This is a genomic window from Pseudomonas sp. DSP3-2-3 (assembly GCF_049898225.1).
Classification (GTDB): Bacteria; Pseudomonadota; Gammaproteobacteria; order Pseudomonadales; family Pseudomonadaceae; genus Aquipseudomonas.
The window spans coordinates 142,224-167,735 of sequence record NZ_JAFCXH010000009.1; the positions used below are offsets into that span (position 1 = coordinate 142,224).

The window sequence follows — 25,512 nt, forward strand, 5'->3', positions numbered from 1 at the left end:
TTCAGTTGTGGAGCATGCAGCCTATTGAGTGCGGCGAAGGTGGCTCAATAAACCTTCTATCACAAAATATTTCCCATCACTTCCACGAAGCGCAGGGCTGCCGGGCTCAGGCTGTGGTTGCTGCGGGTAATCAAGCCGATTTCCCGGCTGACACCCGGATGATCCACCGGCACCCGGACCAGATCGCCACGGCCTTCATCGGCTGATTCCGGCAGCAAGGTCATGCCCAGCCCCTGGCGAACCAGTGCCAGAACCGTCGACATGTAATTGGCTTCCAGCCCCGGCACCAGTTCCAGATGCTCGTCGGCAAACAGCTGCTCAACCCGTTCGCGCACGCTGCTGTCCCGACCGGTAAGAATCAGCGGCAGGCCGGCCAGAGCCGTGAGCTTGATCGACGCGTGTCTGGCCAATGGATGCGCGTGCGGCGCAAACAGGCACAGGCGATCGGTCATCACCACCTGGAAGTCCAGGCCATGACTCATCCGGGCTTTGACGCCGAGGCCAAAATCCACTTCGCCCTCACGGACCAGCGCATCGATGCGCTGCGCCACCACGTCCCGCAGGCGCACTTCGACGCCGGGAAACTGCTCGCGAAACTGGCGCAACACTGGAGGCAATGCGCCGGAACACATAGAGGGCAGGGCGGCAATGGTCACTACGCCACGTCGCAACGCCGCCAGATCCCGAGAGCCAGCGACGATGTTGTCCAGATCCAGCAGCAGTTTTTCCATGGGGCGCAGATTGTTCTGCCCGGCCGCCGTGAGGCTGACGTGGCGCGGGCTGCGTTCCAGTAACGTCACGCCGAGCCATTCTTCAAGTTGCTGGACCTGCACGGTCAGCGCCGAAGGCGACAGGTTCAGCTCCAGCGCCGCCTTGGCGAAGCTGCCGCTGTGGGCGACGGCGAGGAAGGCGCGGATGTGCTGAATGGAGTTCTTCATTTTGTTTTTCCGAATGCAGGGCGCTGAACATTTCAATTTACAAAGCTTACCTGTGTTTTCAATACTCGTTGAAAACAACAACAGCTCATCTCGCCGCGCCAGTGGTCAGGGATGACGAACAGGAAGTCCCTATGCTCGCCACCCTCGGTGTCATCACCATTCTCTGTTTACTCGCCGCTGTCATGAGTAAACGCCTTTCGCCCCTTGTCGCACTCATCGCCTTGCCGATCATCGCCGCCTTGCTCGGTGGATTCGGCCTGCAAACCAGCGCCTTCATTATCACCGGCATCAAGAATGTCGCGCCGGTGGTAGGCATGTTCGTCTTCGCGATTCTGTTTTTCGGGGTGATGACCGACGCCGGAATGCTCGACCCGATCATCGACCGCATCCTGCGCACGGTCGGGACGCGGCCGACACGCATCGTCCTGGGCACCGCGCTGTTGGCGCTACTGGTGCACCTTGATGGCTCGGGAGCGGTGACCTTTCTGGTGACCATCCCGGCCATGCTGCCCTTATATATGCGGCTGGGCATGGATAAACGGATTCTCGCCTGCGTCACGGCGATGGCCGCCGGGGTGAATTTCTTGCCCTGGACCGGCCCGGTGTTGCGCTCTTCGGCGGCCTTGCACGTGCCGGTGGCGGATCTGTTCCAGCCACTGATTCCGGTGCAGATCGTTGGCCTGATATTTGTCTTCACCTGCGCCTGGTTCCTGGGTCGTCGTGAAGAAAAACGTCTGGGCCTCGGCGCTGGCGCCACAGTGGATGTGGTGCCACAACGGGTGCTCAGCGAGCATGAAGAAATTTTGCGTCGGCCACGCTTGTTCTGGCTGAACCTGGTGCTGACCATCGCTGTGATGGGCGTGATGATTTCCGGGATTGTCGATCCGGTGGTGATGTTCATGCTCGGCACGGTGCTGGCGCTGTGCATCAACTATCCCAACGTCGACGCTCAGCGTGCGCGCATCGATGCCCACGCCAAGACTGCCTTGACCATGGCCAGTATTCTCCTGGCGGCCGGAGTGTTCACCGGAATCATGCAAGGCACCGGCATGCTCAAGGCCATGGCCGAAGTGGCGGTGGCGCAGATTCCCGCCGGGCACGGCAAGCTGATCCCGATGGTGGTGGGCTTCCTGTCCATGCCGTTGAGCATGCTGTTCGACCCGGATTCGTTTTATTTCGGCGTGATGCCGGTGATTGCCGAAGTCGGCAAAGCCTTGGGCGTCGATCCGCTGCAAGTGGCCCAGGCCTCGCTGCTCGGCGTACACACCACCGGTTTCCCGGTCAGCCCGCTGACCCCGGCGACGTTCCTGTTGGTCGGCCTGTGCAAGATCGAACTGGCCGATCATCAGCGTTTCACTATCCCTTTCCTGTTCGCGGCTTCGGTGTTGATGACCCTGACCGCGTTGCTTCTGGGAGTGTTTTGATATGAATGATCCTGAAATGAAAAGCCTGCGTATTGGCTCCGGCGCCGGGTATTCCGGCGACCGCATCGAGCCTGCTGTCGAACTGGCCGAGCATGGCGAGCTGGATTACCTGATCTTCGAATGCCTGGCCGAGCGCACCATCGCTCTGGCCCAGCAGGCGCGCCTGAGCAATCCCGAATCCGGCTATGACCCGCTGCTCAGCGAACGCATGCGCCGGGTGCTGCCCTTTGTCGGGCGCGGTGCCGACGGCCAGCGTCGTCGTTTGCGGATCATCACCAACATGGGCGCGGCCAATCCGTTGGCAGCGGCCCGGGAAGTTCGGCGTATCGCCGCCCAACTAGGCTTGTCCGGTCTAAAAGTTGCGGCCTTGACCGGCGACGACGTGCTGGCCGCCTTGCAGGCCAATCCCGAGCAATTGCTGGATAACGGCGCGACCCTTGGATCGTTGGGCGAACGGCTGATTTCCGCCAACGCCTATATGGGCATTGAAGGCATCGTCGAGGCATTGCGGGCCGATGCCGATGTGGTGATTACCGGCCGGGTCGCTGATCCTTCATTGTTTCTTGCGCCGCAGTTGTTCGAGTTTGGCTGGGCGGAGGACGATTGGACCTTGTTGGGGCGCGGCACAGTGGTCGGGCATTTACTGGAATGCGCGGGACAGATCAGCGGCGGCTATTTTGCCGATCCTGGTTACAAGGACGTGCCCGATCTGGCGCGCCTCGGCTTCCCCCTCGCTGAAGTTGACGCCTCAGGTGTGGCAGTGATCAGCAAAGTGGCAGGTTCGGGTGGGCGCATCGATACCGCGACCTGCACCGAGCAGCTGATCTACGAAGTTCACGATCCGGCGGCGTATTTGACGCCGGACGTCAGCGCGGATTTCTCCGGGGTGTCGTTCTGCGCGTCGGGTCCGGATCAAGTACGGGTCAGCGGTGCTGGTGGCCGCGCTCGACCGGAAACCTTGAAAGTGTCGGTGGGTTATCTCGATGGCTGGATCGGCGAAGGGCAGATCTCCTACGGCGGTCCCGGCGCATTGGCTCGGGCCCGGTTGGCGCGGGACGTGGTGCTGGAGCGCCTGAAACTCATGGGCGTGGTTTATGACGAGGTGCGCGCCGAACTGATTGGCGTGGATGCCTTGCATGGCGGCGAACTGGGTTCGCGGGTGACCAGCGAGCCGTGGGAAGTCCGGCTGCGGGTTGCGGCCCGTTGCGCCGACAAGGCCGAAGCCGTGCGCGTCGGCAATGAAGTGGAAACCCTTTACACCAACGGCCCGTATGGCGGCGGCGGGGCCACCAAGGGCTTGCGTCAGGTGGTGGCGGTGGCGTCGTTGTTTGTGCCACGCACTGCCGTTACGCCGACTGTGCATCTGGAGCAAACACCATGAGCGAACCGATCAAGCTGCGCGAACTGGCTCATTCCCGAACCGGCGACAAAGGCGATACCTCGAACATTTCAGTGATCGCCTACCGCGCCGAAGACTTTCCCCGCCTGCGAGAAGCCTTGACCGTCGAACGAGTAACCGCCCACTTTGCCGAACTTCTTGATCCGACGGCTGGCCCGGTGCGGCGCTACGAATTACCCAACGTCCACGCCCTGAATTTCGTCCTGCCCGGCATCTTGCGCGGCGGCGTCACCCGTTCCCTGGCGCTGGACGCCCATGGCAAGGCATTGGGCGCGGCGTTGCTGGATATTGAGGTTTGATCGCGTATTGCGACACTCCAACCAAAACCAGGGCAGTTGTTCACTCGCTCAGCCGTGTTGCACCCCGGCACGCTTGAGCAATTGCTTGCAACGATCAGACAAGTGCACCACGCGCAGATGCTTGCCGGCCTTGCTGTAGCGTTCGCGCAAGGTCTTGAGTGCGGCGATGGCTGAATAGTCGACGAAGCTCAGATGGCGGCAGTCCAGCGTTACCAGCTGCGGATCGTCACCGGGATTGAACTGGTTCAGGAAAGGCGTGGTGGAGGCGAAGAAAAGCGTGCCGTGCAGCTTATATAGCTTGCTGCCGTCCGGCTCCAGATGCGTATCGGCGTACAACTCGCGGGCTTGCTGCCAGGCAAAGTTGATCGCGGCAATGACAATCCCGAACAGCACTGCGGTAGCGAGATCGGTGAATACCGTCACGATGGTCACGGCAATGATCGCCAGCACATCGTTGACCGGGACTTTGTGCAGGATGCGCAACGAGGCCCAGGCGAAGGTTTGCTGGGACACCACGAACATCACGCCGACCAGCGCCGCCAGTGGGATTTCTTCGATCAGCGGCGAGAGAAACAGCACGAACATCAGGATCATCACCCCGGCCACTACACCGGACAAACGGCCTCGTCCACCGGAATTGAGGTTGATGACGGTCTGCCCGATCATCGCGCAACCGCCCATGCCGCCACACACGCCGGACGCGATGTTTGCCACGCCCAGCGCGATGCATTCCCGATCCGGCTGGCCGGCGCTCTCGGTGATTTCATCGGTGAGGTTCAGGGTCAGCAGGGTTTCCAGCAGCCCGACCAGCGCCATCAAGACGGCGTAGGGCGCGATGATGCGCAGCGTTTCCAGGTTCCAAGGCACCTCCGGCAAGGTCAGGTTCGGCAGACCACCGGCGATGTGCGCCATATCGCCCAGGGTGCGAGTCGGCAGGTCAAGCAGGTAAACCAGCAAGCCGACGCCCAGAATTGCCACCAGCGCGGGCGGCACGGCGCGGGTCAGGCGCGGCAGCAGGTAGACGATGGCCATGGTCAGCGCAACCAGGCCGACCATCAGGTACAGCGGCATCCCGCTGAGCCAGGTTTCGCCGGTCTTGAAATGCTCCAGTTGCGCCAGCGCGATGACAATCGCCAGGCCGTTGACGAAACCGAGCATGACCGGATACGGCACCAGACGGATCAGTTTGCCCAGACGCAACAGGCCGAAAAGCACCATCAGCATGCCGCCCAGCAGCACCGTGGCCAGCAAATATTGCACGCCATGCTGGACCACCAGCGCAATGATCACCACCGCCATCGACCCGGCCGCACCGGAAATCATCCCCGGCCGACCACCGAACAGCGCGGTCAGGGTACAGATGATGAAAGCACCGTAAAGGCCCATCAACGGGTTGAGATGGGCGACGAGGGCAAACGCGATGCACTCCGGCACCAGGGCGAAGGAAGTGGTGAGTCCGGCCAGGACATCGGCACGTATACGAGCTGGTTTCATGGTTTACCTGAAGTGCATGGCGTGCTGATCAGCCGCCAACGGCGCAAAAAGGGGGGATGTTACGGAATGTGAGGTGGGTCGGCCAGCGGGTTGGAGGGCAGTTCATTTTGTGGGAGCGAGCTCGCTCCTGCTTTATGATTGCCGGCTTTACCCTGGCGAGCGGTGTTTCTGATGACTGGTGTGTCCCCTTTGCAAGCCTGGCAACAGGCGGTCGAGCAGCGTGGTTTCCAGCCGGACGAGGCGCAGCTGCAAGCCGCCCGCGAGCTGGAGGCTTGCTATCTGGCGTTGGGCAACAATCCGCGCAGTGCCAAAGGCGTTTATCTGTGGGGGCCGGTCGGGCGCGGCAAGACCTGGCTGATGGACCGCTTTTTCGAGAGCCTGACGGTGCCTGCCCGGCGTCAGCATTTTCATCACTTCATGCGCTGGGTTCACAAGCGCATGTTCGAGTTGATGGGCACTGCCAAACCGCTGCACGTGCTGGCCAAAGAGCTGGCGCGGGACGTGCGCGTGCTGTGCTTCGACGAATTGTTCGTCAATGACATCGGCGATGCGGTGATTCTCGGCGGCCTGTTGCAGGTGATGTTCGAAGAAGGCGTGGTGCTGGTCTGCACCTCCAACCAGCCGCCCGAGCAGCTGTACATCAACGGGCATAACCGTGAGCGTTTCCTGCCGGCCATTGCCGCGATCAATCGCTATATGAATGTGCTCACGGTGGACGGCGGCGAAGACCATCGCCTGCATCCGGGGCAGTTGCATCAGCGTTACTGGATCACCGAGCCGGGTCGGCCGAGTGCGTTGGGCGGGATTTTCGACGCGCTTAGCGTTGGTCAGACGGTCTCCACCGATCTTGTGCCGGTGGGCCATCGCACCATCAACTGCGTGTGCAACAGCGAAACGGTGCTGTGGTGTCGCTACGCCGAGCTGTGCGAGACGCCGCTGGCGGCCATGGACTTCATCGAGCTGTGTGATCGCTTTTCAGCAATCCTGATCAACGAAGTCCCGGCCCTCAGCGCGCCCCAGCGCGAAGGCAGGATCGCGCGTGGCACCGAGGATGCCGTGGAGCAGGTCGCGGCGGGCGATCGTGAATTGCCGCAGTTGTCGCCCCATGACGACGGCGTGCGGCGCTTCATCGCGCTGGTCGACGAATGTTATGACCGGCGCGTGCCGCTGTATGTCGAGGCGCAGGTGTCGATGGCCGAGCTGTACACCGAAGGTTATCTGTCCTTCGCGTTCCGCCGCACCTTGAGTCGCCTGCAGGAAATGCAACTGGAACGCTTCGTCGCGGCCTGATCGTGGTCAGGTCCGCCGCTGCACCAGGACGTGCTTGCTGCCTTCGAAGACCAGCACCAGCACTGCCAGCCAGATCGGCAGGTAAGTCATCCATTCCTCGCGACTGATGCTTTCGCCGAGCAGCAGCGCAACGCCCACCAGCAGCACCGGTTCGACGTAACTGAGCAGGCCGAACAGGCTGAACGGCAGCAGACGGCTGGCAACGATGTAGCTCACCAATGCCGATGCGCTGATCACACCCAGTAACGGAATCAACAGATAAAGCTGCGGTGCTTGCTGAATGGCGGCTGGATTGCCGCTGACGATGAACCACACGCCAACCGGGAGCATCAAGGTCATGTCGAACCACAACCCGCCGAGGTTATCGATGGCCAGCTTGCGGCGCAGCACGAAATAGATCGGGTAACCCAAGGCAACCAACAGGGTTTCCCAGGAAAAGCTGCCCAGGCGCAACAGTTCGTTGCCGACGCCGATCACCGCGCAAAACGCGGCGATCTTTTGCAGGCGTGACAGCCTTTCGCCATAAACGATGCGTCCGGTAATGATCATGGTCAGCGGCAGCAGAAAGTAGCCCAGCGACACTTCGAGACTGCGGCCATGCAGCGGCGCCCACATGAACACCAGCAACTGCGCGCCCAGCAGCAGCGATGAAACCGCCATGCCGAACAGCAGCGCGGGCTTTTGCCGCAGACGACTGGCAATCTTGCGCACCAGTGGCCAGTCGCCGCTCGACAACAGAAACAGCGTGACGCACGGGACGGTGAGCAACATGCGCCAGCCGAAAATCTCCTCGCCGCTCAATGGCGTCATCAGCGAGGTATAAAAATACATGACCCCGAACAACACCGAGGCTGATACCGACAGCACTACACCTTTGTACACAGCAACCTCTTTGTTTTTATTGATTCGCAGCGGCGCACAGTCTAGCGGAACGGAAGGATGAAACCACCGTTGGAGCCGAGCTTGCTCGCGAACAAAGAATCTCCAACAGACCTGAACCTGTGGGAGCCGAGCTTGCTCGCGAAAAACGATGACGCGGTGCATCCGGCCCACCGAGGCGCCTGATTCGCGGGCAAGCCTCGTTCCAACAGACCTGAACCTGTGGGAGCCGAGCTTGCTCGCGAAAAACGATGACGCGGTGCATCCGGCCCACCGAGGCGCCTGATTCGCGGGCAAGCCTCGCTCCAACGGACCTGAACCTGTGGGAGCCGAGCTTGCTCGCGAAGAACGATGACGCGGTGCATCCGGCCCACCGAGGCGCCTGATTCGCGGGCAAGCCTCGTTCCAACGAATAGGTACAGAAAGGTAATACCCAGTCACGAAATGTTTGGATAACCGTCGACCTTTGCTAGGCTGCTGCGATTGCCCGGTCGAGCCTGACGGGTGTTCACAAGGAGCTTGCATGACTTCCATCAGCACCCCGGCGCAGGCTGCGGCGGGACGACTGGAACAATTTTCCACTCGCGTGGCGTTTTTTATCGCCGGCCTCACCCTTGCCGCCTGGGCACCACTGGTGCCATACGCCAAGGCTCGGGTCGGGCTGGATGACGGTACGCTGGGTTTGCTGTTGCTCTGCCTGGGTGTCGGTTCGATCATTGCCATGCCATTGGCCGGTGCCCTGGCGGCGCGCTTCGGCTGTCGGCGGGTGTTGATCGGTTCCACTGCGATCATCTGCCTGTGCCTGCCGCTTTTGGCGACGATTTCCAGTTTGCCACTATTGATCGCCACATTGTTTGTGTTCGGCGCCAGCATGGGCGCGCTGGATTGTACTGTGAATATTCAGGCGATCATTGTCGAGCGGGCCAGCGGCAGGACCATGATGTCCGGCTTTCACGGCCTGTTCAGCCTGGGCGGGATCGCAGGTGCGGCGGGCGTTGCCGGGCTGTTGAGCCTGGGCGCATCACCGCTGCTATCGATGATCGTTGTGGTGGCGTTCGTGGCGCTTAGCCTGTTCAAGGCCGCGCCGCATCTGCTGAATTACGGCAGCGAAAGCGATGGCCCGCCATTTGCCATTCCTCGTGGCGTAGTGTTGTTCATCGGCCTGCTGTGCTTCACGGTTTTTCTCACTGAAGGCGCCATGCTCGACTGGAGCGCAGTGTTCCTCAGCTCCCTGCGCGGCGTTGAAACATCCTATGCCGGGCTGGGTTATGCGGTGTTCGCCCTGACCATGACCCTCGGGCGCTTTTTTGGCGACGCCATCGTGCGCCGGGTCGGGCCCAATCGGGTGATCATCCTCGGTGGCCTGTGCGCGTCCTCGGGTCTGGCAATCGCCACGCTGATTCCATCCTGGGAAGCCGCGCTGCTCGGTTACGCGCTGGTGGGCGCGGGCTGCTCGAATATCGTCCCGGTCTGCTACAGCGCAGTCGGCCGCCAGAAAAGCATGCCGGAAAACGTCGCAGTCCCGGCGATCACTACCCTGGGTTATGCCGGGATTCTGATCGGCCCGGCGGGCATCGGTTTCATCGCCCACGCCAGCAGTCTGGAACTGGCCTTCATGGTCGTTGCGGTGATGTTGCTGGGCGTGGCGGTGGGCGGCAGCCGCCTGAAGGCCTAAAGCTTGCGCGCCATGCCTGAAACCCGGATGGAGCTGCCTTTCTGTTCGGGAATTTCCGCGCGCAGCCGTGAGCGACTGCCCATGTCCTCGCCCTGCACGATGTCGATCAGGCCGTTATGCGGCCAACCGATGTCGCGAAGGTAACCGGCGAACGCCGCAGTGGCCGCGCCCGTGGCCGGGTCTTCGTAGATGCCACCATAGGCGAACGGATTACGGGTGTGAAACAGCTGCTCGGTTTCGCACCAGACCAGCAGAATGGTCACCCAGCCCGCGCGGACCATCAGTTCACGACCGGCCTGCTGGGCGTACTGCATGTCCTTGAGCTTTTTACGGCTGTTCAACACCAACACGAGATGCTGCGCGCCGCCGTTGATCGAGGCGGGCGGAATGCGCTCGTCCAGGTCGCTACGGTCGTAGCCGAACAGCGCCAGGCCCTCATTGAGCAGCTCAGGCGTGATGGCTTCGCTGTGGGTTGGTGGCGATTGCAGGGTTGCGGAAATCAAATCGCCCCGAGCGTGCCCTTCAACACTGATTTGCGCCTGATTGAGCGTCAGATTGAACAGGCCATCGCCGTTCAGGCCAGCCAGCGCGGCACCGAGGGCGATGGTGGCGTGCCCGCAAAAGGGAATCTCTGCCTGCGGAGAGAAATAACGAACTCGCCAGCCGCCCTCAATGGGTACGGCAAACGCAGTTTCGGAGAAGCCCACCTCAGCGGCAATCCGCTGCATGTTGGCGTCATCCGGCAAGGTGTCGCCGATCCAGACGCCTGCAGGATTACCGCCTTGATCGCCGTCGCCGAAGGCCGCCAGTTTCAGAATGTTTGTGGTCATCTGCGTTCATGCCTGTTGATTGGATATGCCAGCCAGTATCGGTTCCGTCGGCCCAGATCACTAACCAATAGTCCTTATGCGAGCCATCTGCAACATTGATGCGAGCTACCGGTTACAGCGCCTGAGTCCTGTTTTGCTCAGCTTGCACGCGACGCTGGACGATTCGCTCGCGCGTCTGGTCATACAGCCAGTTGAACACCAGGGTGTACGGCAGGAACAGCAACAGCAGGCCCGCGTCGAGCAAGAACGCTTCCAGCCAGCCGATGGACAGCCACCAGGCCGCCAGCGGAACCACCACCAGAATCAGCCCGCCCTCAAAACCCAGCGCATGGACGATGCGCGCTTTCAGCGACAGAGCGAAACCGAACCTGCGCCGCATCCGGTCGAACAGGGCGTTGAACAGCATGTTCCAGAGCATCGCCACCGTGGAAATCATCACCGTCATCGCGCCCATCTTGCCTAGGGAATGCCCCAGCAGCCACGCCAGCAATGGTGCAAACAGCAGCACGCCGATGATTTCGAAGAGCAGCGCATGCAGCGCGCGTTCCTTGATGGTTTTGGTGGGTTGTTGCATGAGATGAAGACCTCTTGGAGCCTGTATTTGGTGGGAGCGAGCTTGCTCGCGAACGGGGTGTTTCAGGCTCGCATGTGTCGGATTGCCGCCATTATTCGCGAGCAGGCTCGCTCCCACAGAGTTGGATCAGGGCAGTTCATGACGTGCATTCTCATCGGTCATTGCGCTAAAGTGAAAATCGTTTCCATCGGAAAAACCGATACAAGGTGCCCATGAGTTATTCCCCCGAAGCCCTTGAGGCGTTTGCCCAGACCGTTGCGCTGGGTTCTTTCAGCGCTGCTGCGCGGCGTCTGGGCAAGAGCCAGTCGACCATCAGCGAAGCGATTTCCCGGCTGGAAATAGACCTGGGTCTGGAATTGTTCGACCGCTCGTCCAAACACCCAGTCCTCACCGAGGCCGGCAAGGCCATGCTCGGGCGCATCGAGGACGTGTTGGCCGCTTCGGACAAATTGCGCCGGGCTGCGGGGCGCCTGGCTGAAGGGATGGAGCCGCGCCTGACGCTGGTCTTGTCCGACGCCAATCAATTCGCTGACTTCGAAATCCGCATGGCCGAGCTGGACCAGCGCTTTCCCGAGCTGGAACTGGAATGTGTCTTTGCCGAGCACGGCGATGCGATCAACCTGATCCAGTCCGGTCGTGCGTCACTAGGGCTGTTGTCGGCGCAACCGAGTTACCCGCCGGAAGTCGGCTACGCGACCATTGCCGAACGCGCCGACTTCGGCCTGTTCGTCGGGCATAAACATCCGTTGGCGGTCGAGCAGCAGGTCGACTACCAGAAACTCGCGGCTCATCGCGCCCTGCGCCTGAACACGCTGGTCGATCAGAGCGTGCCCACCGACGACTTGCCCATCAGCGGCCACCGGCCCTGGTCGGCGCCCAATTATCTGTTGCTGATGGACATGGCCGCGTTCGGTTTCGGCTGGTCGGCGCTGCCGCGCTGGCTGGTCAAGGGCTATGCCGGTGGCAAGTTGAAGGAACTGGATGTTCCCGGCTGGCCGCGCAGTTCCGCCGTCGACGTGATCTGGTCCCGACAGCGCAGCCTGGGGCCAGCAGGCGCCTGGCTGCTGGAAACCTTCACCCGGCATCGCGGTGAGCGGTAGGGCTCAGATCTTGAAGGACACCACAGATGTGTTGTCTGAACCGACGTCTTCCCGGATAAATCCGGTCCCACACAGCCTGCACAGGACCGCGCCGATTTCGAAAATGTAGGAGCGAATTTATTCGCGAAGCAATGTTTCAGACGCCGAATCTAAGTTGGATGTAGCGGCCCTTCGCGAACAAGTTCGCTCCCACAGGGGCCCGGTAACAGAGTTTTTACAAAGTGCTCGCCACAAAATCCGGCGGCAATTCCGCATCAAATTCGGCCACCACTTCCCGGGTCAGGCTGACGATGTCTTCCACCAGTTCCATGCCGGCACCGGTACGCCAGCTGGCAACAATGTCCATCACCGAGGGCAGGGGAATGCCGTCGAGCAGGGTCAGCACGCCTTGCGCCAGCTCGCCGCGCACCAGTGCGGCGGGCAGGGCGCCGATGCCGAAGCCGTCACGCACCAGCCGGGTAATGGCCGACGCCGAGTTCACGCAGTTGATGCGCGGGGTGATGATGTTGGCGCTGTGCAGCATGTTGAGAATGTCTTGATGCGGCCGGGAGTTGCGCGAAAACGTGACGATGCGTTCCAGGGACAAGTCTTCCAGCGACGCATAGTTGCGGTCATAGCTGGAGCCGGTGGGCACCACCCAATGCATCGGATAACGGGTCAGCACGGCGTTGCGCACCGTGTCGAAGCGCAGTATGTCGGTCTGGAAAATGATGTCCTGATAGCCTTTTTCCAGCTGCGAACACAGATTGCTGGCCGTGTCCGCAGTCAATTCGATCTCCAGCGCCGGGTAACACTTCATCAGACGTGTTACCAAAGGGCTGAGCCAGGTGTGTATCACCGTATCCATTGCGCCGATGCGAATCCGGCCCCGCACCTGTCGCGGGTCCTTGATCGCGGCCTTCATGGTTTGCATGGTGTCCATGATGTGCTCGGCATATTCCAGGACCCGCTGGCCTTCGGGCGTCAACGAAACCCCCTTGGAATCGCGCACGAACAGACGCACGCCCATTTCGTCTTCCAGGGCCGCGATACGGCTGGAGATAGAGGCTTGGGTGCTGAACAGTTTTTCCGCCGTCAGACGAAAGCTCTTCAACCGGGCGACCCAGACGAAGGTTTCCAGAAACTTGAGGTTCACCGCCGATCCTTGAATTGAGGCCTGCAAATGTGGCCTTGAATTGAGCTGCTGATCGCGCGCCGAGGCCGAATCTTCAGACCGGGCGGCGTCAGGGATATCCCCTGAAATTGCAGGTTATATGCCAGCACCGATACAGAAATTCTTATGAGGCATAGCGGTTTTTTCCCGTTGGACGCCAGAGGCAAGGCTACCGAAAGATTGTCTGGGGTTGGCTTGATAACTGCGTGCTGTCGCATGACTTGCACAAAACAGTTGGAGCGAGGCTTTACACCTTTCCTGGACCACCGAACGAGACTCCAATCATGCAAACCGCTATCAATCTATGGCCGCTGCTGGGCGTGCTGGTCATCATTATTGGCTTTGTGCTGCGCTTCAATCCGATGCTGGTGGTGGCGCTCGCGGCAGTCGCCACCGGGTTCGCCGCGAGCATGCCGCTGGACACCATTCTAGCCACCATCGGCACCGGTTTCATCAAGACCCGCACCTTGCCGCTGATCATCTTGCTGCCCCTGGCGGTGATCGGTCTGCTGGAGCGTCACGGTCTGCGCCTGCATGCGCAGAACTGGATCGCGCGCTTTACCAGTGCCACCGCCGGGCGTCTGCTGATCGCCTACCTGTTTGTGCGTGAGACCACGGCCGCGTTGGGTTTGACCAGCCTTGGCGGACACCCGCAAATGGTTCGCCCGTTGCTGGCGCCGATGGCCGAAGGCGCCGCTGAAGCGCGGTTTGGCAAGTTGCCGGAAGCCTTGCGCGTCAAGCTGCTGGCCATGTGTGCCGCCACGGATAACGTCGGGTTATTCTTCGGCGAAGACATCTTCGTCGCCTTTGGTGCGATTGCCTTGATGCACACCTTCCTGCTCGGTTCGGGTATCGACGTCGACCCGATGCACATCGCGCTGTGGGGTATCCCGACGGCGATCTGCGCCTTTGTGATCCATGCAATTCGCCTGCATCGTTTTGATCGCCTGCTCAATCGTCAGTTGCAGCCCTTGCCGCAGTCCACCCCGCCAGCGGCCGCGCAGGAGAGCGTGTAAATGATCATTTCAATTCAATACCTGTATTGGCTGGCCGGCATCATTCTGGCGATTACCGCAGTGATGACCGTTACCGACACCACTAATCCCAAGCGCTGGAGCACCGGCCTGTTCTGGGCCTTGTTCGCCGTCGCGTTTCTGGTGGGTGAACGCCTGCCGCCAGCGATTGTGGGCGTGGGTGTATTGGTCATGGCGGCGATTGCCGGTTTCGGCGGCGTTGGCTTCGGCAAACATGAAGACCTGCCGGACAAGGCGCGCCGCGCCAGCGCCGGTCGGCTGGGCAACAAGTTATTCATTCCAGCCTTGGCGATTCCGCTGGTGACAGTGGTTGGCGCGATGTTCCTCAAGAACATCAAGTTTGGCGACGTCGCCTTGCTCGATCCGGCCAACAGTACCTTCGTGTCCCTCGGCCTGGGTTGCCTGCTGGCGTTGGCGCTGGCTTGTTGGTTGACCCGGGATACGCCGGTGCAGGCCATGCGCGAATCCCGGCGCCTGACCGAGGCGCTGGGCTGGGCTTTGGTGTTGCCGCAGATGCTGGCGATGCTCGGTTTGCTATTCAACGATGCCGGGGTTGGCAAGGCGGTGGCGCATCTGGCGACGGCGTACATCAACCTTGACTTCCGTCTGGTGGCGGTTTCGGTCTACGTGCTGGGCATGGCCTTGTTCACCATCGTCATGGGCAACGGCTTCGCGGCGTTCCCGGTGATGACCGGCGGCATTGGTGTGCCGGTGCTGGTCGGCATGTATGGCGGCAATCCGGCGGTGGTCGCGGCCATTGGGATGTTCTCCGGCTATTGCGGCACGCTGATGACACCCATGGCGGCCAACTACAACATAGTCCCGGCGGCGTTGCTGGAGTTGCCGGACAAATACGCCGTCATCAAGGCGCAGATCCCCACGGCGCTGCCGATGCTGGTCGCCAACATCGTGCTGTTGTACTTCCTGATGTAGCCTTCGAGAGCCATCAGTGAACACATAGCGCCCGCGACTTTCGCGGGCGTTGTGATTGTGCGTAGGATGGCCGCCGGTTTATGGAGATGGGTCATCGATGGAAATTGTTCCTGCCGCACAGCAAGACGTCGCCGCTGTGCTGGAGTTCGTGTTGCGCGCCCGCGCGGAAATCTTCCCGAAGCTTGCCGCTGCTGGCATGCCGGCGGATCTGGCGAGTTTTGCCCGGGTCTATATCGACGACGGCGGCGGCAAGTTCCTGATCGCCCGGCGCGAAGGGGAAATCGTCGCGGCCATCGGTTACCTGCCTTACGACGGGCGATTCACCCAGCTGGACTACGGCCACAAGCGCGTGGTGGAAATTGTCCGGCTGTTCGTCATCCCCGAATTTCGCCGCTCAGGGCTGGCGACCCGGATCTTTCTGGAACTGAAGGAACATGCGCGGCGGCAGGGCGTTGAGGTGCTGTATCTGCACACCCATCCGTTCTTGCCGGGAGCGGTCGGCTTCTGGCAGCGCCAGGGCTTTCATGTCGTTGATGTCGAGACCGATCCGGTTTGGCAGACGACGCATATGGAGTGCGGGCTGAAAACCTGATTCCTGTAGAGCGATCTTAGGTGTGTTTGCTGAAACCGGTGGGAGAGGACTTGTCCTCGATGCGATAGAACTGACGCCACGAAAATCCAGACGGGTCGCTGGCCGTACCGACGCCTTCGGGGACAAGTCCGCTCCCACGTGATCTATGTGTTTTGCGGCTGCGTGTTTTATGAGCGAAAGCGCAAAATCCGCGCACCGTCGTGGGGATCGGTCAGGTAGTGGGCTTCAACGCCAAAGGTGGTGCGCAGCCGCTCGCACGTCAGCACCTGCGCCGGATCGCCGATGGCGATCAGCTCGCCTTTGTCCATCACCGCCAGCCGATCACAGGCCAGGGCCTGATTGAGGTCGTGCAGCGCAATCAGCGTGGTCACCGGCAGCGATCTGACCAGACCCAGAATGCTCAGCTGATGCTGGATGTCCAGGTGGTTGGTGGGTTCGTCCAGCAGCAGGATTTGCGGGCGTTGGGCCAGAGCGCGAGCGATGTGCACGCGCTGGCGTTCGCCGCCGGACAGGCTGTGCCAGGCACGCTTGCGCTTGTCGGCCATGTCCACATCGACCAGCGCTTGCTGAACGATTTCATCGTCGGCCGCGGACCATGGCGTCAGCGCCGAAAGCCAGGGCGTGCGCCCCAGTTCCACGGCGTCCAGCACACTGATGGCGTCCGAGGTCTCGGCCTGTTGCTCGACCACGGCAATCATCTGTGCGATATCCCGGCGCGTCATGTCGGTCAGCGCCTCACCGTCGAGCTGAATCCGCCCGCTGTCGGGTGGCCGGATTCCAGACAGCAATTTGAGCAGGCTGGATTTGCCGGAGCCGTTCGGACCGATCAAGCCCAGGGTTTCCCCGCGTTGCAGATCCAGGCTGACGCCTTTGACGATCAGGTGGCCTTTGACTGACCAGCTCAGGTCAGAGCAAGCCATCACAGTCGTCTGAAGCGCAGGCATTTGCAGGCTATTCATCGGCCACCCTTGGCTTTGATCAGGATTACGGCGAATACCGGTGCGCCGATCAGCGCGGTGATCACGCCGACCGGCAGCACCTGGCCCTTGATGACGGTGCGCGACAGCACGTCGGCGGCGATCAGGAACAGGGCGCCACTCAATGCGCTGAGCGGGATCAGCCGCCCGTGGCGCACGCCGACCAACAGGCGCGCAGCGTGCGGGACCACCAGACCGACGAAGCCGATCGAACCCACCAGTGACACCATCACCGCCGTGACCAGTGCAACCGTGGCGATCAGCACCACTTGAACACGTCGCACCGGGATGCCAAGCGCGGCGGCCGAATCGCTGCCGAACATGAACGCATCCAGCGCGCGGCGATGCCACAGGCAAATCGCCAGTCCGATCAACACCACCGGCACAGCCAATGTCACCGACTGCCAGCGCACCCCGCTGAGGTTGCCCAATAACCAGAACATGATGCCTCGCGCCTGTTCGGAGCTGGCCGACTTGGTAATCAGGAACGAAGTCAGGGCGTTGAACAGCTGCGAACCGGCGATGCCTGCCAGAATGATTTGCCCGCTGCCACTGACCGCCCCGGTGCTGCGCGCCAGCAAGGCGACCAGGGCAAACGCTGCAATCGCGCCCGCGAAGGCGCCCATCGACAGCGAGATGGCGCCGGCGCCGAGGCCGATGATCGACACCAGTACCGCGCCGGTCGAAGCTCCGGCAGAAATCCCCAGCAGGTACGGATCGGCCAGCGGATTGCGCAGCAGTGATTGCAACACCACCCCGGAAATCGCCAGCCCGGCGCCGCATGCGGCGGCCACCAGCGCGCGGGTCAGGCGGTAGTTCCAGACGATACCTTCATCGATAGGATCCAGGACAAAACCGGCGCCCCACACCTTGTTGGCCAGCACCTGAAACACCAGCGACAGGCTGATCGGCGTCTCACCAATGGCGATGCCGGCCAGTATCGCGGCCAACAACACCGGGATCACCCACGCTGCATGCAGACAAACCCTGCGCAGAACCTGACCGCCGGTTACTGCTCTCATTTTCCCGGATCAACCTGATCGATGGCGCCGGCCAGCTCGTTGATGCCGTCGAACATGCGCACCGAGGCCTGCATGGCGTCGGCGTCGAGGATCACGATGCGGTTGTGCTTCACGGCATCCATGTTTTTCGTCACCGGATCGGACTTGAGGAATTCCAGCTTTTTCTGGAAGTCGTCAGCGGGGAAGCGGCGGCGATCCATGCGCGCAATGACCAGCACTGTCGGGTTGGCCTTGGCGATGGTTTCCCAGCCGACGGTTGGCCATTCTTCATCGGACTCAATCACGTTGCGCAGGCCGAGGGTGTTCATCATGAAATCCGGAACGCCTTTGCGCCCTGCAACATAAGGGTCGATGTGCAGGTCGGCGCTGGAAAACCAGAACAGCGCCGAAGCATCGGTCAAGTGCTTGGCCTTGACGCTGGCCTGAGCCTTGGTCAGACCGGCACGCAGCTGGGCGCTCAATTCATCGCCACGGTCCTGCACGTCGAAGATCTGCGCCAGTTGCGTCACGGTCTTGAATACGGTTTCCACTGAGAACGGCTTGAGACGCGTGCCATCGGCGCCGACCAGGTTGTCTTTGCCTTCGCAGTCCGACGGCATGATGTAGGTCGGGATATTCAGTTCGCTGAACTGCTCACGTGTGCCGACCGCGCCTTGCGGGCCGACCATCCACTCAAACTGCACCGGCACCAGGTCAGGTCGTTTGCCGATGACCGATTCGAAGCTCGGTTCGTTATCGGCCAGACGCGGAATCCGGTCGTTCTGGGCCTTGAACTGGGGCAGCACATCGTTGAACCACAGCGAAGTGCCGACCACTTTGTCGGCCAGTCCGAGTGAATAGAGGATTTCAGTGCCGGCCTGGCCGATGGTGACTGTTTTGCCGGGTGCCTGTTTGAAGGTCAGCGGCATGCCGCAGTTTTCGACGGTCAGCGGGTAGTGCGTCGGGCCGGCGGCCAGTGCCAGTGCAGAACATCCAAGGCTGGCAAACAGTACGGCAAGGCGAGGCAAAGGCATAAAAGGCTATCTCCATTCGAACGGAATGTCCGGACGGCGGTGTAAGGGCAGGAAACACATCAGCCACCGCTGCCGACTGCGGCGTGGCCGGTCGAGCAGGGTCTGGCAGCAACGGCGATGAACCGATTCTGACGGATGTCCTCCCGGGACACCCCGCCGGTGGGTCAATTGCCAGGGCGCACGCTCGTACGACCCTGATGTCGGCAGGTCTCCTGACTGACGCGTCATCGCCATGCTCCGGCCTTCCCGGATTTATCCAGTGGCATCGATGGAGCGGCTCAGCGTCTACAGTTGCGGGGGCAGTTCCGGTTGATGACCTGAGGCCATCACGGATTCCCTATTAATCCCGTTTGGGAACCGACGGGCGGCATGGTAATGGATATCAACCGCGACGGGGAAGTTTTCCCGGCGGTCGATTCGCTGGCCTGGAGATTGCTCGCAGATCACCCGTTGGTGAACCTAATCGGCCGGCGGCCGGTCGATACATGCACGCTGGCTGAGTGCTCCGGTGACAAATCGGCGATGATGATGCCCGGCACGTATTATTTCTGGAGATTTCCCCCTGTGATATCGACTCAACGCACGGCCTGGCTCAAAGCCTGGGGTGCACATGCTTTTACCGCCACCGGTGTGGTCATTGCCTTCATGGCAACCATCGCGCTGTTCGAAGACCAGCCCAAGGCGTGCCTGCTTTGGCTGGGGCTGGCGCTGGTGGTAGATGGAGTCGATGGCTCCCTGGCGCGCAAATTCAATGTTCAGTCAGTGTTGCCGGGCTTTGATGGTTCAGTGCTCGATCTGGTCATTGATTACCTGACCTACGTGTTCATTCCGGCGCTGTTCATCTATCGCTACATCGATTTGCCGGATCACACCATGTTGCTCAGCACTGCGGTGATTCTGGTGTCCTCGCTGTTTTGCTTCTGCAACCTGGAAATGAAGAGCAAGGATAATTATTTTCAGGGCTTTCCCGCCGCCTGGAACGTGGTTGCGCTGTGCGTCTACATCATCTCGCCAGCCTCCTGGGTGACGTTGCTGACCGTCTTCGGCCTGGCCTTGCTGACCCTGACGCGCATGAAATTCCTCCACCCATTTCGCGTCCGCCGCCTGATGCCGCTGAACATCACCGTCACCACGATCTGGCTGGTGTGCAGCGCCTTGCTGGTAATCGACCACCCGGCGCAAAGCCCGACAGTCATGATCGTCTGGTCCGCAATGTCCGCCTACTTCCTGGGGATTTGCCTGTGGCGCACTTCGCTGGAGTGGTTGGGCAAGTTGCGCGGCTGAGGCGAATGCCGGCCTGTGCAGGCTGTGTGCGAATTCATCCGGGAAGAGGGCGGCGGGATCGACAGACGTTCGCCTGGCACACCGCTTCGCGGCCGTCGTAACCTCCGAACGCTCCCACAGGTTACACACCAGTCATCCAATAATCCGAACTCCCGCCACGCTGCCGCTTCCAAATCATGTCACTCCCCATTGATCTGATTCTGTGAGGGCATCATGAGCATACGACCTGTCGACACCCAAGCTGCGCAATCCCCGGGGCCGAACCCCAATCCGATGGAATCCGACGACGAGGCGCGCCCGGACGATGATGTGCGCAACGCCGAGGACAATGAGGTGGAGCCGGATGATCCGGACATCGCGGGCGACGATGGCTCTGGCGTGCCGAGCTAAAACACGTGGTAGTCAGCCACGATAATCAGGCGTCGCCCATTTACGTGGGCTGCGCTGGCTGGAGTCTGCCTCGCGAGCATTGGTCGGCATTTGACCAACAAGGCTCGCATTTGCAGCGTTATGCCTTGCGGCTGCCAGCGGTTGAAATCAATAGCTCGTTCTACCGTCCTCATCGTCATCAAACCTACGTGCGCTGGGCTGAATCGGTTCCCGCAGGCTTTCGCTTTGCAGTGAAGGTACCCAAGCTGATCACTCACGAACGGCGCTTGCTGGAATGCAATGCAGCGCTGGACGAGTTCATGGCGCAGTGCAGCGGGCTTGGCGAAAAACTCGGTTGCCTGCTGGTTCAGTTGCCGCCGTCCCTGGCTTATGAATCTCAGCCTGCGCAGGTTTTCTTTCAGGCGTTGCGGGAGCGTTTTTCCGACGATGTCGTGCTTGAGCCCCGCCACGAGAGCTGGCTGAACGCCGAAAATCTACTGATGGAACATCGAATTGGCCGGGTCGCGGCTGATCCATCGCCGATCCCCGGCGGCACGCTTCCCGCAGGCTGGCCGGGCGTTCGCTACTGGCGCCTGCACGGTTCGCCACGCATCTACCACAGCACGTACGAACAATCCCGGCTGGAAATACTGGCCAAGGATTTGCTGGCATCCGGGCAAAAAAACATCCCCAACTGGTGCATTTTCGATAACACCGCCAGTGGTTTTGCCGTGGGTAATGCGCTGGAGTTGCAGCGGCTGTTGTCCCGCTGATCTTGCCCGGACGTTGTTTCCGGGAGTCGCACGTTTTAGTCTCTGGTCACTTCTCAAAACAACACGGGAGCCACCATGAGCTGGTCAGCCAGGCAGTATTCAATTTTCGAGCAACAGCGCACGCGGCCGGTCCTTGATCTGGTGGCGGCGATCCCGACGCAGAACGTACAGACAGCGGTGGATCTGGGCTGCGGCCCCGGTAATTCGACAGAAGTGCTTGCCGAACGTTATCCCGATGCGCGAGTAACCGGCCTGGACAGTTCGGAAAACATGCTGATCGACGCGCGCCAGCGGTTGCCAGCCTTGAGCTTCGAGTTGGCCGACCTCGCTGCCTGGAATCCCGCACAACCACTGGATGTGATTCTCGCCAACGCTTCGCTGCAATGGGTGGCGGATCACGCCGCGCTGTATCCACGGCTGGTTAGCAAGCTCACACCCGGTGGCAGCCTGGCGGTACAAACTCCCGATAACTTGCAGGAACCGGCCCACCGTCTGGCCCGTGAAGTGGCAGCGGACGGGCCGTGGGCGAGCAAGATTGCTGCGGTGAAACATCCTGATCGCCACGACGCGAGTTTTTATTACTCACTGCTCAAGGGCCATTGCAGTTCAGTGGACGTGTGGCGCACCACCTATTTTCATCCGCTGGAAGGTGGGCATGCGGCGGTGGTCGAGTGGTTCAAGGGTTCGGCATTGCGGCCTTATCTTGAGCCCCTGGATGAGACGCTGAAGCTCGCGTTCCTCGAACGTTATCTCGCCGCGATCAGCGAGGCTTATCCGGCCCTTGAAGACGGAACTGTGCTGTTGCCGTTTCCACGGTTATTTGTGGTGGCAACGCGTTAAGCGATCAAGCTGTTCGACGAGCGGAGAATAACCGGCCAAGCACCGTCTATATCGAGGGTTCGCAACGGGTCAGGCAGAAATGCCTGGCCCGTTTTTGCTTGCGTTGAGAAATTGCCATCAAAAAAAGATTGAGTTATCACACTAAATGTTATTAATTTAACAAAATATAATCGTTAAAAAGGTTTTCTCCCGCTGTGGAGGGCCCGATATATCAAGGTGAATACAATGAATAAGATCGCGGTCATCGGCAGCAATATGGTGGATTTGATCACCTACATCGACCGGATGCCTCGGCAGGGCGAAACCCTTGAAGCGCCTGGTTTTGCCATGGGCTGCGGCGGCAAGGGGGCCAATCAGGCGGTGGCGGCGGCCAAGCTTGGCGCTGACGTGCTGATGCTCAGCAAGGTCGGCGACGACGTGTTCGCCGATAACACTCTGGCCAATTTCCTGCGTTTTGGTATCGATACCCAGTACGTCAACCGGGTTGCCGGCGTCTCCAGCGGCGTGGCGCCGATCTTCGTGCAGAGCGACTCCCACAACAGCATTCTTATCGTCAAAGGCGCCAACGCCCATCTCAAACCGGCGGACATCGATGCCGCACAAGCTGCGTTGCGCGATTGCGCGCTGATCGTGGTGCAGCTGGAAATCGACCTGGCCACCGTTTACTACGCCATCGAGTTCGGCAAGCGTCACGGCATCCCGGTGTTGCTCAACCCGGCGCCAGCCGTGGCCGGACTTAGCGCTGCGCATCTGGCGCAGCTGGATTTCCTGATCCCCAACGAAAGCGAGCTGGCCCTGATCAGCGGCTTGACTGTGGACTCGCCGGAATCGGCGGCCATCGCTGCACGTCAACTGGTCGCCGAAGGCATTCGCCACGTTATCGTCACCCTTGGTGAGCAAGGCGCGCTGTACGTGGGCGAGGAGGGCGAGTTTCGCGTCGGTGGCCTGAGCGTCGCTGCCCGCGACACTACTGGCGCTGGCGATGCATTCATTGGCTGCTTCGCGCGCCACTGGACGCAGGACGGCGACATCCGCCGCGCGATGACCCAGGCCGTGGCTTATTCCGCCTGCTCGGTTACCGGTTTGGGAACGCAGACTTCCTATCCCGATGCCGAAGCTTTTGCCGAGTTCCTGAAAACTGTTTGATCGGCGTCGCCGAGCCCTGAGCCTTGCGTCGCATTTCCTTGCTTCACTCCGGAGAACAATAATGACTAAGCCTCCGCTTCAACAAACCGCCGATGGGTTTTACCTCAATCGCACGCCGTGGTTTGCCTTTCTGCTGTTGTGCAGCATCTTTGCCCTGTGGGCGGCAGCGGCGAGCATGAACGACGTGCTCATCGCGCACTTCAAGAAAGCCTTCCTGCTCAGCGATTTCCAGACTGCGTTCGTGCAGTCGGCGTTTTACCTGGGCTATTTCTTTGTCGCCATTCCGGCGGCGATGGCGGTGCGCCGTTTCAGCTACAAGACCACGATTCTCATCGGGCTGATGTTGTACATGCTGGGCTGTCTGCTGTTTTTTCCGGCGGCCTCGACGGCCAAGTACGGCATGTTCCTGATGGCGCTGTTTGTCATTGCGGCGGGCCTGGCGTTTCTGGAAACCGCCTGTAACACCTATTCAACGCTGATGGGACCGCGTGAAACCGGTACTCGGCGCCTGAATATCTCGCAGACTTTCCACCCGTTCGGCGCCATGGCCGGGGTCTATGTCGGCAGTTTCGTAATGTTCAAGGACACCGACGCGACCCGTGAGCAATTGACCCAGATGAGCGCCAGCGATGCGGCGATCCAGCAGTTGCAGATGATCCAGTCGACCCTGCTGCCGTACAAATGGATGATCGCAGTACTGATCCTGATGTTCATCCTGGTCGCCATCACGCGTTTTCCGGCCTGCAAAGGCAACGCCAAGGCTGACGTGAAAACCTCCAGCATCGGCCAGAGTCTGTCGCGCCTGCGCCGTAATCCGCGTTTCGTGTTCGGCGTGCTGGCGCAGTTTCTGTACGTCGGTGCGCAAGTCGGCGTGTGGAGTTTCACCATTCGCCTGGCCATGCAGATGGGCGGGATGAATGAGCGCAGCGCTTCGTGGTTCCTGTTGACGACCTTTGCCGCTTATTTCGTGGGCAAGATGATTGCCAATCTGCTGATGCGCAAGATGCGTCCGGCTACAGTCCTGGCGTTGTATGGTGTGCTGACCATTGTGTTGCTGGTCTACACGATTCTGGTGCCGAACATTTCTGCGGTTTACGCGGCGGTGGGCGTGAGTATTTTCCTCGGCCCGTGCTGGCCGACCATTTACGGCCTGACCATCGACGGTTTGGGCGAAGACACCAGCGTCGGCGGTTCACTGCTGGTCATGAGCATTGTCGGCGGCGGGGTGATTCCGATCTTCCAGGGCCTGCTGTCCGATTACACCGGCGGCAACATGCAAATGGCCTACAGCATTCCGTTGCTGTGCTTCGTGGTGATTGTCCTCTACGCCGTGCGCTGCATGCGCCAGGGCAACACTGAACAGGTGTCGGCAGGCGTGGTGACCGCATCATGAATCCGACCCGGGTTGCATTGTGTCCTGCGCAGTTCTCAGGCGCGGAAAAGCTTCTGCTCGAATCCGACGATTTTCGGGTCAGCGCCTGGACGTTTCCGTCCGGCGTGCTGGCTCTGGCGTTGGAAAACAAGCGCGGTCGACTGGTGGTGCTGCCTTATCAAGGGCAGATGATCTGGTCGGCAGTCTTCGATGGCTGCGACCTGACCATGCGTAACATGTTCAGCCAGCCGCGCTCAAGCCCGACCGTGATCGGCACTTACGGCTGCTTCATGTTTCACAGCGGCTTGTTGCGCAACGGCTGTCCCGGGCCCGAGGACGATCATCCGCTGCATGGCGAAATGCCCTGCGCGGCGATGGACAGCGCCTGGCTGGAAGTCGGCGCAGATGCCGACGGCGCCTGGCTGCGGCTGGGCGGTGAGTACGAATACGTGCAGGGTTTCGGCGATCATTATCAGGCGCGGCCCAGTGTCACGCTGCGGGCCGGTTCGGCGCTGTTCGACATCGGCATGCAGGTAACCAATCTGGCCGGCAAGCCCATGGACCTGATGTACATGGCGCACATGAATTACGCCTATGTGCCCGGCGGCCGGTTTGTCGAGCCGCTGGGTGTCGAACGTCCCCGGGTGCGCAGCAGCGTTCCCGCCCATGTGCGCCCGACGCCGCAGTGGAGTGCGTATATGCGTGAGCTGACCCAGGATCCGACGCGCTTGCAAACCCTGGATACGCCTGAGCTGTACGACCCGGAAATCGTCTGTTTCTTCGATGGTGTGCGTGCTGACAGCAGCGGTGACGCGCATTTTCTGCTTGAACACCCGCAAGGCCCGGCGTTCTACACCCGCTTTCGGCCGGAGCAGTTCGACCACGCCGCGCGCTGGATTTTGCACAACCCCGATCAGCAGGTTGCGGCGTTTATCCTGCCGGCAACCTGCGAACCGGAGGGTTATCGCGCCGAGTCAGCCAAGGGCAATGTACGGGCGCTGGCGGCGGGTGAAAGCGCGCAGTTCAGTGTGACGACCGGCTATTTGTCGGCCGCTGAACGGCAGGCCATCGAGCAAGAACTGTTGTAAGTGGCTTTTGTAAC

General features: G+C 60.8%; 25 protein-coding genes and 1 riboswitch. Of the genes, 16 read left to right on the forward strand and 9 right to left on the reverse strand.

Translation table 11 applies throughout. From position 1 onward, the window contains the following. Positions 1 to 59: 59 nt before the first annotated feature. The gene (locus ACP7E4_RS12950) at positions 60 to 938 is read right to left on the reverse strand and encodes a LysR family transcriptional regulator (RefSeq protein ID WP_426114158.1); all 879 of its coding nucleotides are present in this window, start codon (positions 936 to 938) and stop codon (positions 60 to 62) included. Positions 939 to 1,069: 131 nt separating this feature from the next. Between ACP7E4_RS12950 and ACP7E4_RS12955 the strand changes: the two genes are divergently transcribed. Genes ACP7E4_RS12955 through ACP7E4_RS12965 form a run of 3 tightly spaced genes read left to right on the forward strand, consistent with a single transcriptional unit; the run spans position 1,070 to position 4,060 of the window. Further along, positions 1,070 to 2,362, forward strand: coding sequence for a CitMHS family transporter (locus ACP7E4_RS12955; RefSeq protein ID WP_426114160.1), 1,293 nt, complete (start codon positions 1,070 to 1,072; stop codon positions 2,360 to 2,362). A 16-nt stretch (positions 2,363 to 2,378) separates the two neighbouring features. Next, the gene (locus tag ACP7E4_RS12960) at positions 2,379 to 3,743 is read left to right on the forward strand and encodes an acyclic terpene utilization AtuA family protein (protein WP_426114288.1); all 1,365 of its coding nucleotides are present in this window, start codon (positions 2,379 to 2,381) and stop codon (positions 3,741 to 3,743) included. Beyond that, positions 3,740 to 4,060 (forward strand): AtuA-related protein, encoded by a 321-nt coding sequence (locus tag ACP7E4_RS12965; protein WP_426114162.1) that lies wholly within the window; start codon positions 3,740 to 3,742, stop codon positions 4,058 to 4,060. The genes ACP7E4_RS12960 and ACP7E4_RS12965 overlap by 4 nt, the downstream gene beginning before the upstream one ends. A gap of 48 nt (positions 4,061 to 4,108) precedes the next feature. Here ACP7E4_RS12965 and ACP7E4_RS12970 read toward each other — a convergent pair whose 3' ends face one another. After that, positions 4,109 to 5,554, reverse strand: coding sequence for a SulP family inorganic anion transporter (locus ACP7E4_RS12970; protein WP_426114164.1), 1,446 nt, complete (start codon positions 5,552 to 5,554; stop codon positions 4,109 to 4,111). A 171-nt stretch (positions 5,555 to 5,725) separates the two neighbouring features. On the opposite strand from ACP7E4_RS12970, the gene zapE reads away from it, so the two are divergent. Next, a complete protein-coding gene (gene zapE, locus ACP7E4_RS12975) occupies positions 5,726 to 6,844 on the forward strand; it encodes a cell division protein ZapE (protein WP_426114166.1) in 1,119 nt (372 codons plus the stop codon). Between the two features lie 6 nt (positions 6,845 to 6,850). Here the strand turns inward: zapE and rarD are convergent, their stop codons facing one another. Beyond that, positions 6,851 to 7,726, reverse strand: a complete 876-nt coding sequence (gene rarD, locus ACP7E4_RS12980) for an EamA family transporter RarD (protein WP_426114168.1) — start codon at positions 7,724 to 7,726, stop codon at positions 6,851 to 6,853. Between the two features lie 520 nt (positions 7,727 to 8,246). Between rarD and ACP7E4_RS12985 the strand changes: the two genes are divergently transcribed. Beyond that, entirely contained in the window at positions 8,247 to 9,398 is a 1,152-nt protein-coding gene (locus ACP7E4_RS12985) for an MFS transporter (protein ID WP_426114170.1), read from the forward strand. Here ACP7E4_RS12985 and ACP7E4_RS12990 read toward each other — a convergent pair. Both ACP7E4_RS12990 and ACP7E4_RS12995 read right to left on the reverse strand, forming a co-directional pair. Beyond that, positions 9,395 to 10,228 (reverse strand): PhzF family phenazine biosynthesis protein, encoded by an 834-nt coding sequence (locus tag ACP7E4_RS12990; protein WP_426114172.1) that lies wholly within the window; start codon positions 10,226 to 10,228, stop codon positions 9,395 to 9,397. The genes ACP7E4_RS12985 and ACP7E4_RS12990 overlap by 4 nt on opposite strands. Positions 10,229 to 10,340: 112 nt before the next feature. Next, positions 10,341 to 10,802, reverse strand: coding sequence for a multidrug/biocide efflux PACE transporter (locus ACP7E4_RS12995; protein WP_426114174.1), 462 nt, complete (start codon positions 10,800 to 10,802; stop codon positions 10,341 to 10,343). Between the two features lie 212 nt (positions 10,803 to 11,014). Here ACP7E4_RS12995 and ACP7E4_RS13000 point away from each other — a divergent pair, with 212 nt between their 5' ends. After that, positions 11,015 to 11,902: a LysR family transcriptional regulator gene (locus ACP7E4_RS13000; protein ID WP_426114176.1), complete on the forward strand. Its 888-nt coding sequence runs from the start codon at positions 11,015 to 11,017 to the stop codon at positions 11,900 to 11,902. A gap of 214 nt (positions 11,903 to 12,116) precedes the next feature. On the opposite strand, the gene ACP7E4_RS13005 is transcribed toward ACP7E4_RS13000, so the two are convergent. Next, the gene (locus ACP7E4_RS13005; protein WP_426114178.1) at positions 12,117 to 13,037 is read right to left on the reverse strand and encodes a LysR family transcriptional regulator; all 921 of its coding nucleotides are present in this window, start codon (positions 13,035 to 13,037) and stop codon (positions 12,117 to 12,119) included. 302 nt (positions 13,038 to 13,339) lie between these two features. On the opposite strand from ACP7E4_RS13005, the gene ACP7E4_RS13010 reads away from it, so the two are divergent. The 3 genes from ACP7E4_RS13010 (at position 13,340) to ACP7E4_RS13020 (ending at position 15,614) form a co-directional block, all read left to right on the forward strand. Beyond that, positions 13,340 to 14,071: a DUF969 domain-containing protein gene (locus ACP7E4_RS13010; RefSeq protein ID WP_044901065.1), complete on the forward strand. Its 732-nt coding sequence runs from the start codon at positions 13,340 to 13,342 to the stop codon at positions 14,069 to 14,071. Then, the gene (locus ACP7E4_RS13015; protein ID WP_426114181.1) at positions 14,072 to 15,022 is read left to right on the forward strand and encodes a DUF979 domain-containing protein; all 951 of its coding nucleotides are present in this window, start codon (positions 14,072 to 14,074) and stop codon (positions 15,020 to 15,022) included. 97 nt (positions 15,023 to 15,119) lie between these two features. After that, positions 15,120 to 15,614, forward strand: a complete 495-nt coding sequence (locus tag ACP7E4_RS13020) for a GNAT family N-acetyltransferase (protein ID WP_426114183.1) — start codon at positions 15,120 to 15,122, stop codon at positions 15,612 to 15,614. Between the two features lie 167 nt (positions 15,615 to 15,781). Here ACP7E4_RS13020 and ACP7E4_RS13025 read toward each other — a convergent pair whose 3' ends face one another. From ACP7E4_RS13025 to ACP7E4_RS13035, 3 genes are read right to left on the reverse strand one after another with little or no spacing between them, the layout of a single operon-like run. After that, positions 15,782 to 16,573, reverse strand: a complete 792-nt coding sequence (locus ACP7E4_RS13025; RefSeq protein WP_426114185.1) for an ABC transporter ATP-binding protein — start codon at positions 16,571 to 16,573, stop codon at positions 15,782 to 15,784. Continuing rightward, positions 16,570 to 17,613, reverse strand: coding sequence for a FecCD family ABC transporter permease (locus ACP7E4_RS13030; protein ID WP_426114187.1), 1,044 nt, complete (start codon positions 17,611 to 17,613; stop codon positions 16,570 to 16,572). Before ACP7E4_RS13030 ends, ACP7E4_RS13025 begins: the two co-directional genes overlap by 4 nt. Beyond that, positions 17,610 to 18,626, reverse strand: coding sequence for an ABC transporter substrate-binding protein (locus ACP7E4_RS13035; protein WP_426114189.1), 1,017 nt, complete (start codon positions 18,624 to 18,626; stop codon positions 17,610 to 17,612). Before ACP7E4_RS13035 ends, ACP7E4_RS13030 begins: the two co-directional genes overlap by 4 nt. 185 nt (positions 18,627 to 18,811) lie before the next feature. Then, positions 18,812 to 19,003, reverse strand: a riboswitch (cobalamin riboswitch). Positions 19,004 to 19,190: 187 nt separating this feature from the next. On the opposite strand from ACP7E4_RS13035, the gene pcsA reads away from it, so the two are divergent. The 7 genes from pcsA to ACP7E4_RS13070 all read left to right on the forward strand — a co-directional run bounded on the left by pcsA (position 19,191) and on the right by ACP7E4_RS13070 (position 25,498). Beyond that, a complete protein-coding gene (gene pcsA, locus ACP7E4_RS13040) occupies positions 19,191 to 19,910 on the forward strand; it encodes a phosphatidylcholine synthase (protein ID WP_065831981.1) in 720 nt (239 codons plus the stop codon). A 213-nt stretch (positions 19,911 to 20,123) separates the two neighbouring features. Beyond that, entirely contained in the window at positions 20,124 to 20,300 is a 177-nt protein-coding gene (locus ACP7E4_RS13045; RefSeq protein ID WP_331150019.1) for a hypothetical protein, read from the forward strand. 5 nt (positions 20,301 to 20,305) lie between these two features. Next, positions 20,306 to 21,052, forward strand: coding sequence for a DUF72 domain-containing protein (locus tag ACP7E4_RS13050; RefSeq protein WP_426114192.1), 747 nt, complete (start codon positions 20,306 to 20,308; stop codon positions 21,050 to 21,052). A gap of 75 nt (positions 21,053 to 21,127) precedes the next feature. Then, positions 21,128 to 21,892, forward strand: coding sequence for a trans-aconitate 2-methyltransferase (gene tam / locus ACP7E4_RS13055; RefSeq protein ID WP_426114194.1), 765 nt, complete (start codon positions 21,128 to 21,130; stop codon positions 21,890 to 21,892). 225 nt (positions 21,893 to 22,117) lie between these two features. Next, on the forward strand, positions 22,118 to 23,038 hold the full coding sequence (gene rbsK, locus ACP7E4_RS13060) for a ribokinase (protein ID WP_426114196.1): 921 nt from the start codon (positions 22,118 to 22,120) through the stop codon (positions 23,036 to 23,038). A gap of 61 nt (positions 23,039 to 23,099) precedes the next feature. Beyond that, on the forward strand, positions 23,100 to 24,431 hold the full coding sequence (gene fucP / locus ACP7E4_RS13065) for an L-fucose:H+ symporter permease (RefSeq protein WP_426114198.1): 1,332 nt from the start codon (positions 23,100 to 23,102) through the stop codon (positions 24,429 to 24,431). Then, on the forward strand, positions 24,428 to 25,498 hold the full coding sequence (locus tag ACP7E4_RS13070; protein ID WP_426114200.1) for an aldose 1-epimerase family protein: 1,071 nt from the start codon (positions 24,428 to 24,430) through the stop codon (positions 25,496 to 25,498). The genes fucP and ACP7E4_RS13070 overlap by 4 nt, the downstream gene beginning before the upstream one ends. The last annotated feature ends 14 nt before the right edge of the window (positions 25,499 to 25,512 follow it).

What these genes read in the sequence shown, in the direction of transcription:
- ACP7E4_RS12950 (WP_426114158.1), bottom strand. Translation starts at nt 938, where the DNA reads ATGAAGAACTCCATTCAGCACATCCGCGCCTTCCTCGCCGTCGCCCAC.
- ACP7E4_RS12955 (WP_426114160.1), top strand. Translation starts at nt 1,070, where the DNA reads ATGCTCGCCACCCTCGGTGTCATCACCATTCTCTGTTTACTCGCCGCT.
- ACP7E4_RS12960 (WP_426114288.1), top strand. Translation starts at nt 2,379, where the DNA reads ATGAAAAGCCTGCGTATTGGCTCCGGCGCCGGGTATTCCGGCGACCGC.
- ACP7E4_RS12965 (WP_426114162.1), top strand. Translation starts at nt 3,740, where the DNA reads ATGAGCGAACCGATCAAGCTGCGCGAACTGGCTCATTCCCGAACCGGC.
- ACP7E4_RS12970 (WP_426114164.1), bottom strand. Translation starts at nt 5,554, where the DNA reads ATGAAACCAGCTCGTATACGTGCCGATGTCCTGGCCGGACTCACCACT.
- zapE (WP_426114166.1), top strand. Translation starts at nt 5,726, where the DNA reads ATGACTGGTGTGTCCCCTTTGCAAGCCTGGCAACAGGCGGTCGAGCAG.
- ACP7E4_RS12985 (WP_426114170.1), top strand. Translation starts at nt 8,247, where the DNA reads ATGACTTCCATCAGCACCCCGGCGCAGGCTGCGGCGGGACGACTGGAA.
- ACP7E4_RS12990 (WP_426114172.1), bottom strand. Translation starts at nt 10,228, where the DNA reads ATGACCACAAACATTCTGAAACTGGCGGCCTTCGGCGACGGCGATCAA.
- ACP7E4_RS12995 (WP_426114174.1), bottom strand. Translation starts at nt 10,802, where the DNA reads ATGCAACAACCCACCAAAACCATCAAGGAACGCGCGCTGCATGCGCTG.
- ACP7E4_RS13000 (WP_426114176.1), top strand. Translation starts at nt 11,015, where the DNA reads ATGAGTTATTCCCCCGAAGCCCTTGAGGCGTTTGCCCAGACCGTTGCG.
- ACP7E4_RS13010 (WP_044901065.1), top strand. Translation starts at nt 13,340, where the DNA reads ATGCAAACCGCTATCAATCTATGGCCGCTGCTGGGCGTGCTGGTCATC.
- ACP7E4_RS13015 (WP_426114181.1), top strand. Translation starts at nt 14,072, where the DNA reads ATGATCATTTCAATTCAATACCTGTATTGGCTGGCCGGCATCATTCTG.
- ACP7E4_RS13020 (WP_426114183.1), top strand. Translation starts at nt 15,120, where the DNA reads ATGGAAATTGTTCCTGCCGCACAGCAAGACGTCGCCGCTGTGCTGGAG.
- ACP7E4_RS13025 (WP_426114185.1), bottom strand. Translation starts at nt 16,573, where the DNA reads ATGAATAGCCTGCAAATGCCTGCGCTTCAGACGACTGTGATGGCTTGC.
- ACP7E4_RS13030 (WP_426114187.1), bottom strand. Translation starts at nt 17,613, where the DNA reads ATGAGAGCAGTAACCGGCGGTCAGGTTCTGCGCAGGGTTTGTCTGCAT.
- ACP7E4_RS13035 (WP_426114189.1), bottom strand. Translation starts at nt 18,626, where the DNA reads ATGCCTTTGCCTCGCCTTGCCGTACTGTTTGCCAGCCTTGGATGTTCT.
- ACP7E4_RS13045 (WP_331150019.1), top strand. Translation starts at nt 20,124, where the DNA reads ATGAGCATACGACCTGTCGACACCCAAGCTGCGCAATCCCCGGGGCCG.
- tam (WP_426114194.1), top strand. Translation starts at nt 21,128, where the DNA reads ATGAGCTGGTCAGCCAGGCAGTATTCAATTTTCGAGCAACAGCGCACG.
- rbsK (WP_426114196.1), top strand. Translation starts at nt 22,118, where the DNA reads ATGAATAAGATCGCGGTCATCGGCAGCAATATGGTGGATTTGATCACC.
- fucP (WP_426114198.1), top strand. Translation starts at nt 23,100, where the DNA reads ATGACTAAGCCTCCGCTTCAACAAACCGCCGATGGGTTTTACCTCAAT.
- ACP7E4_RS13070 (WP_426114200.1), top strand. Translation starts at nt 24,428, where the DNA reads ATGAATCCGACCCGGGTTGCATTGTGTCCTGCGCAGTTCTCAGGCGCG.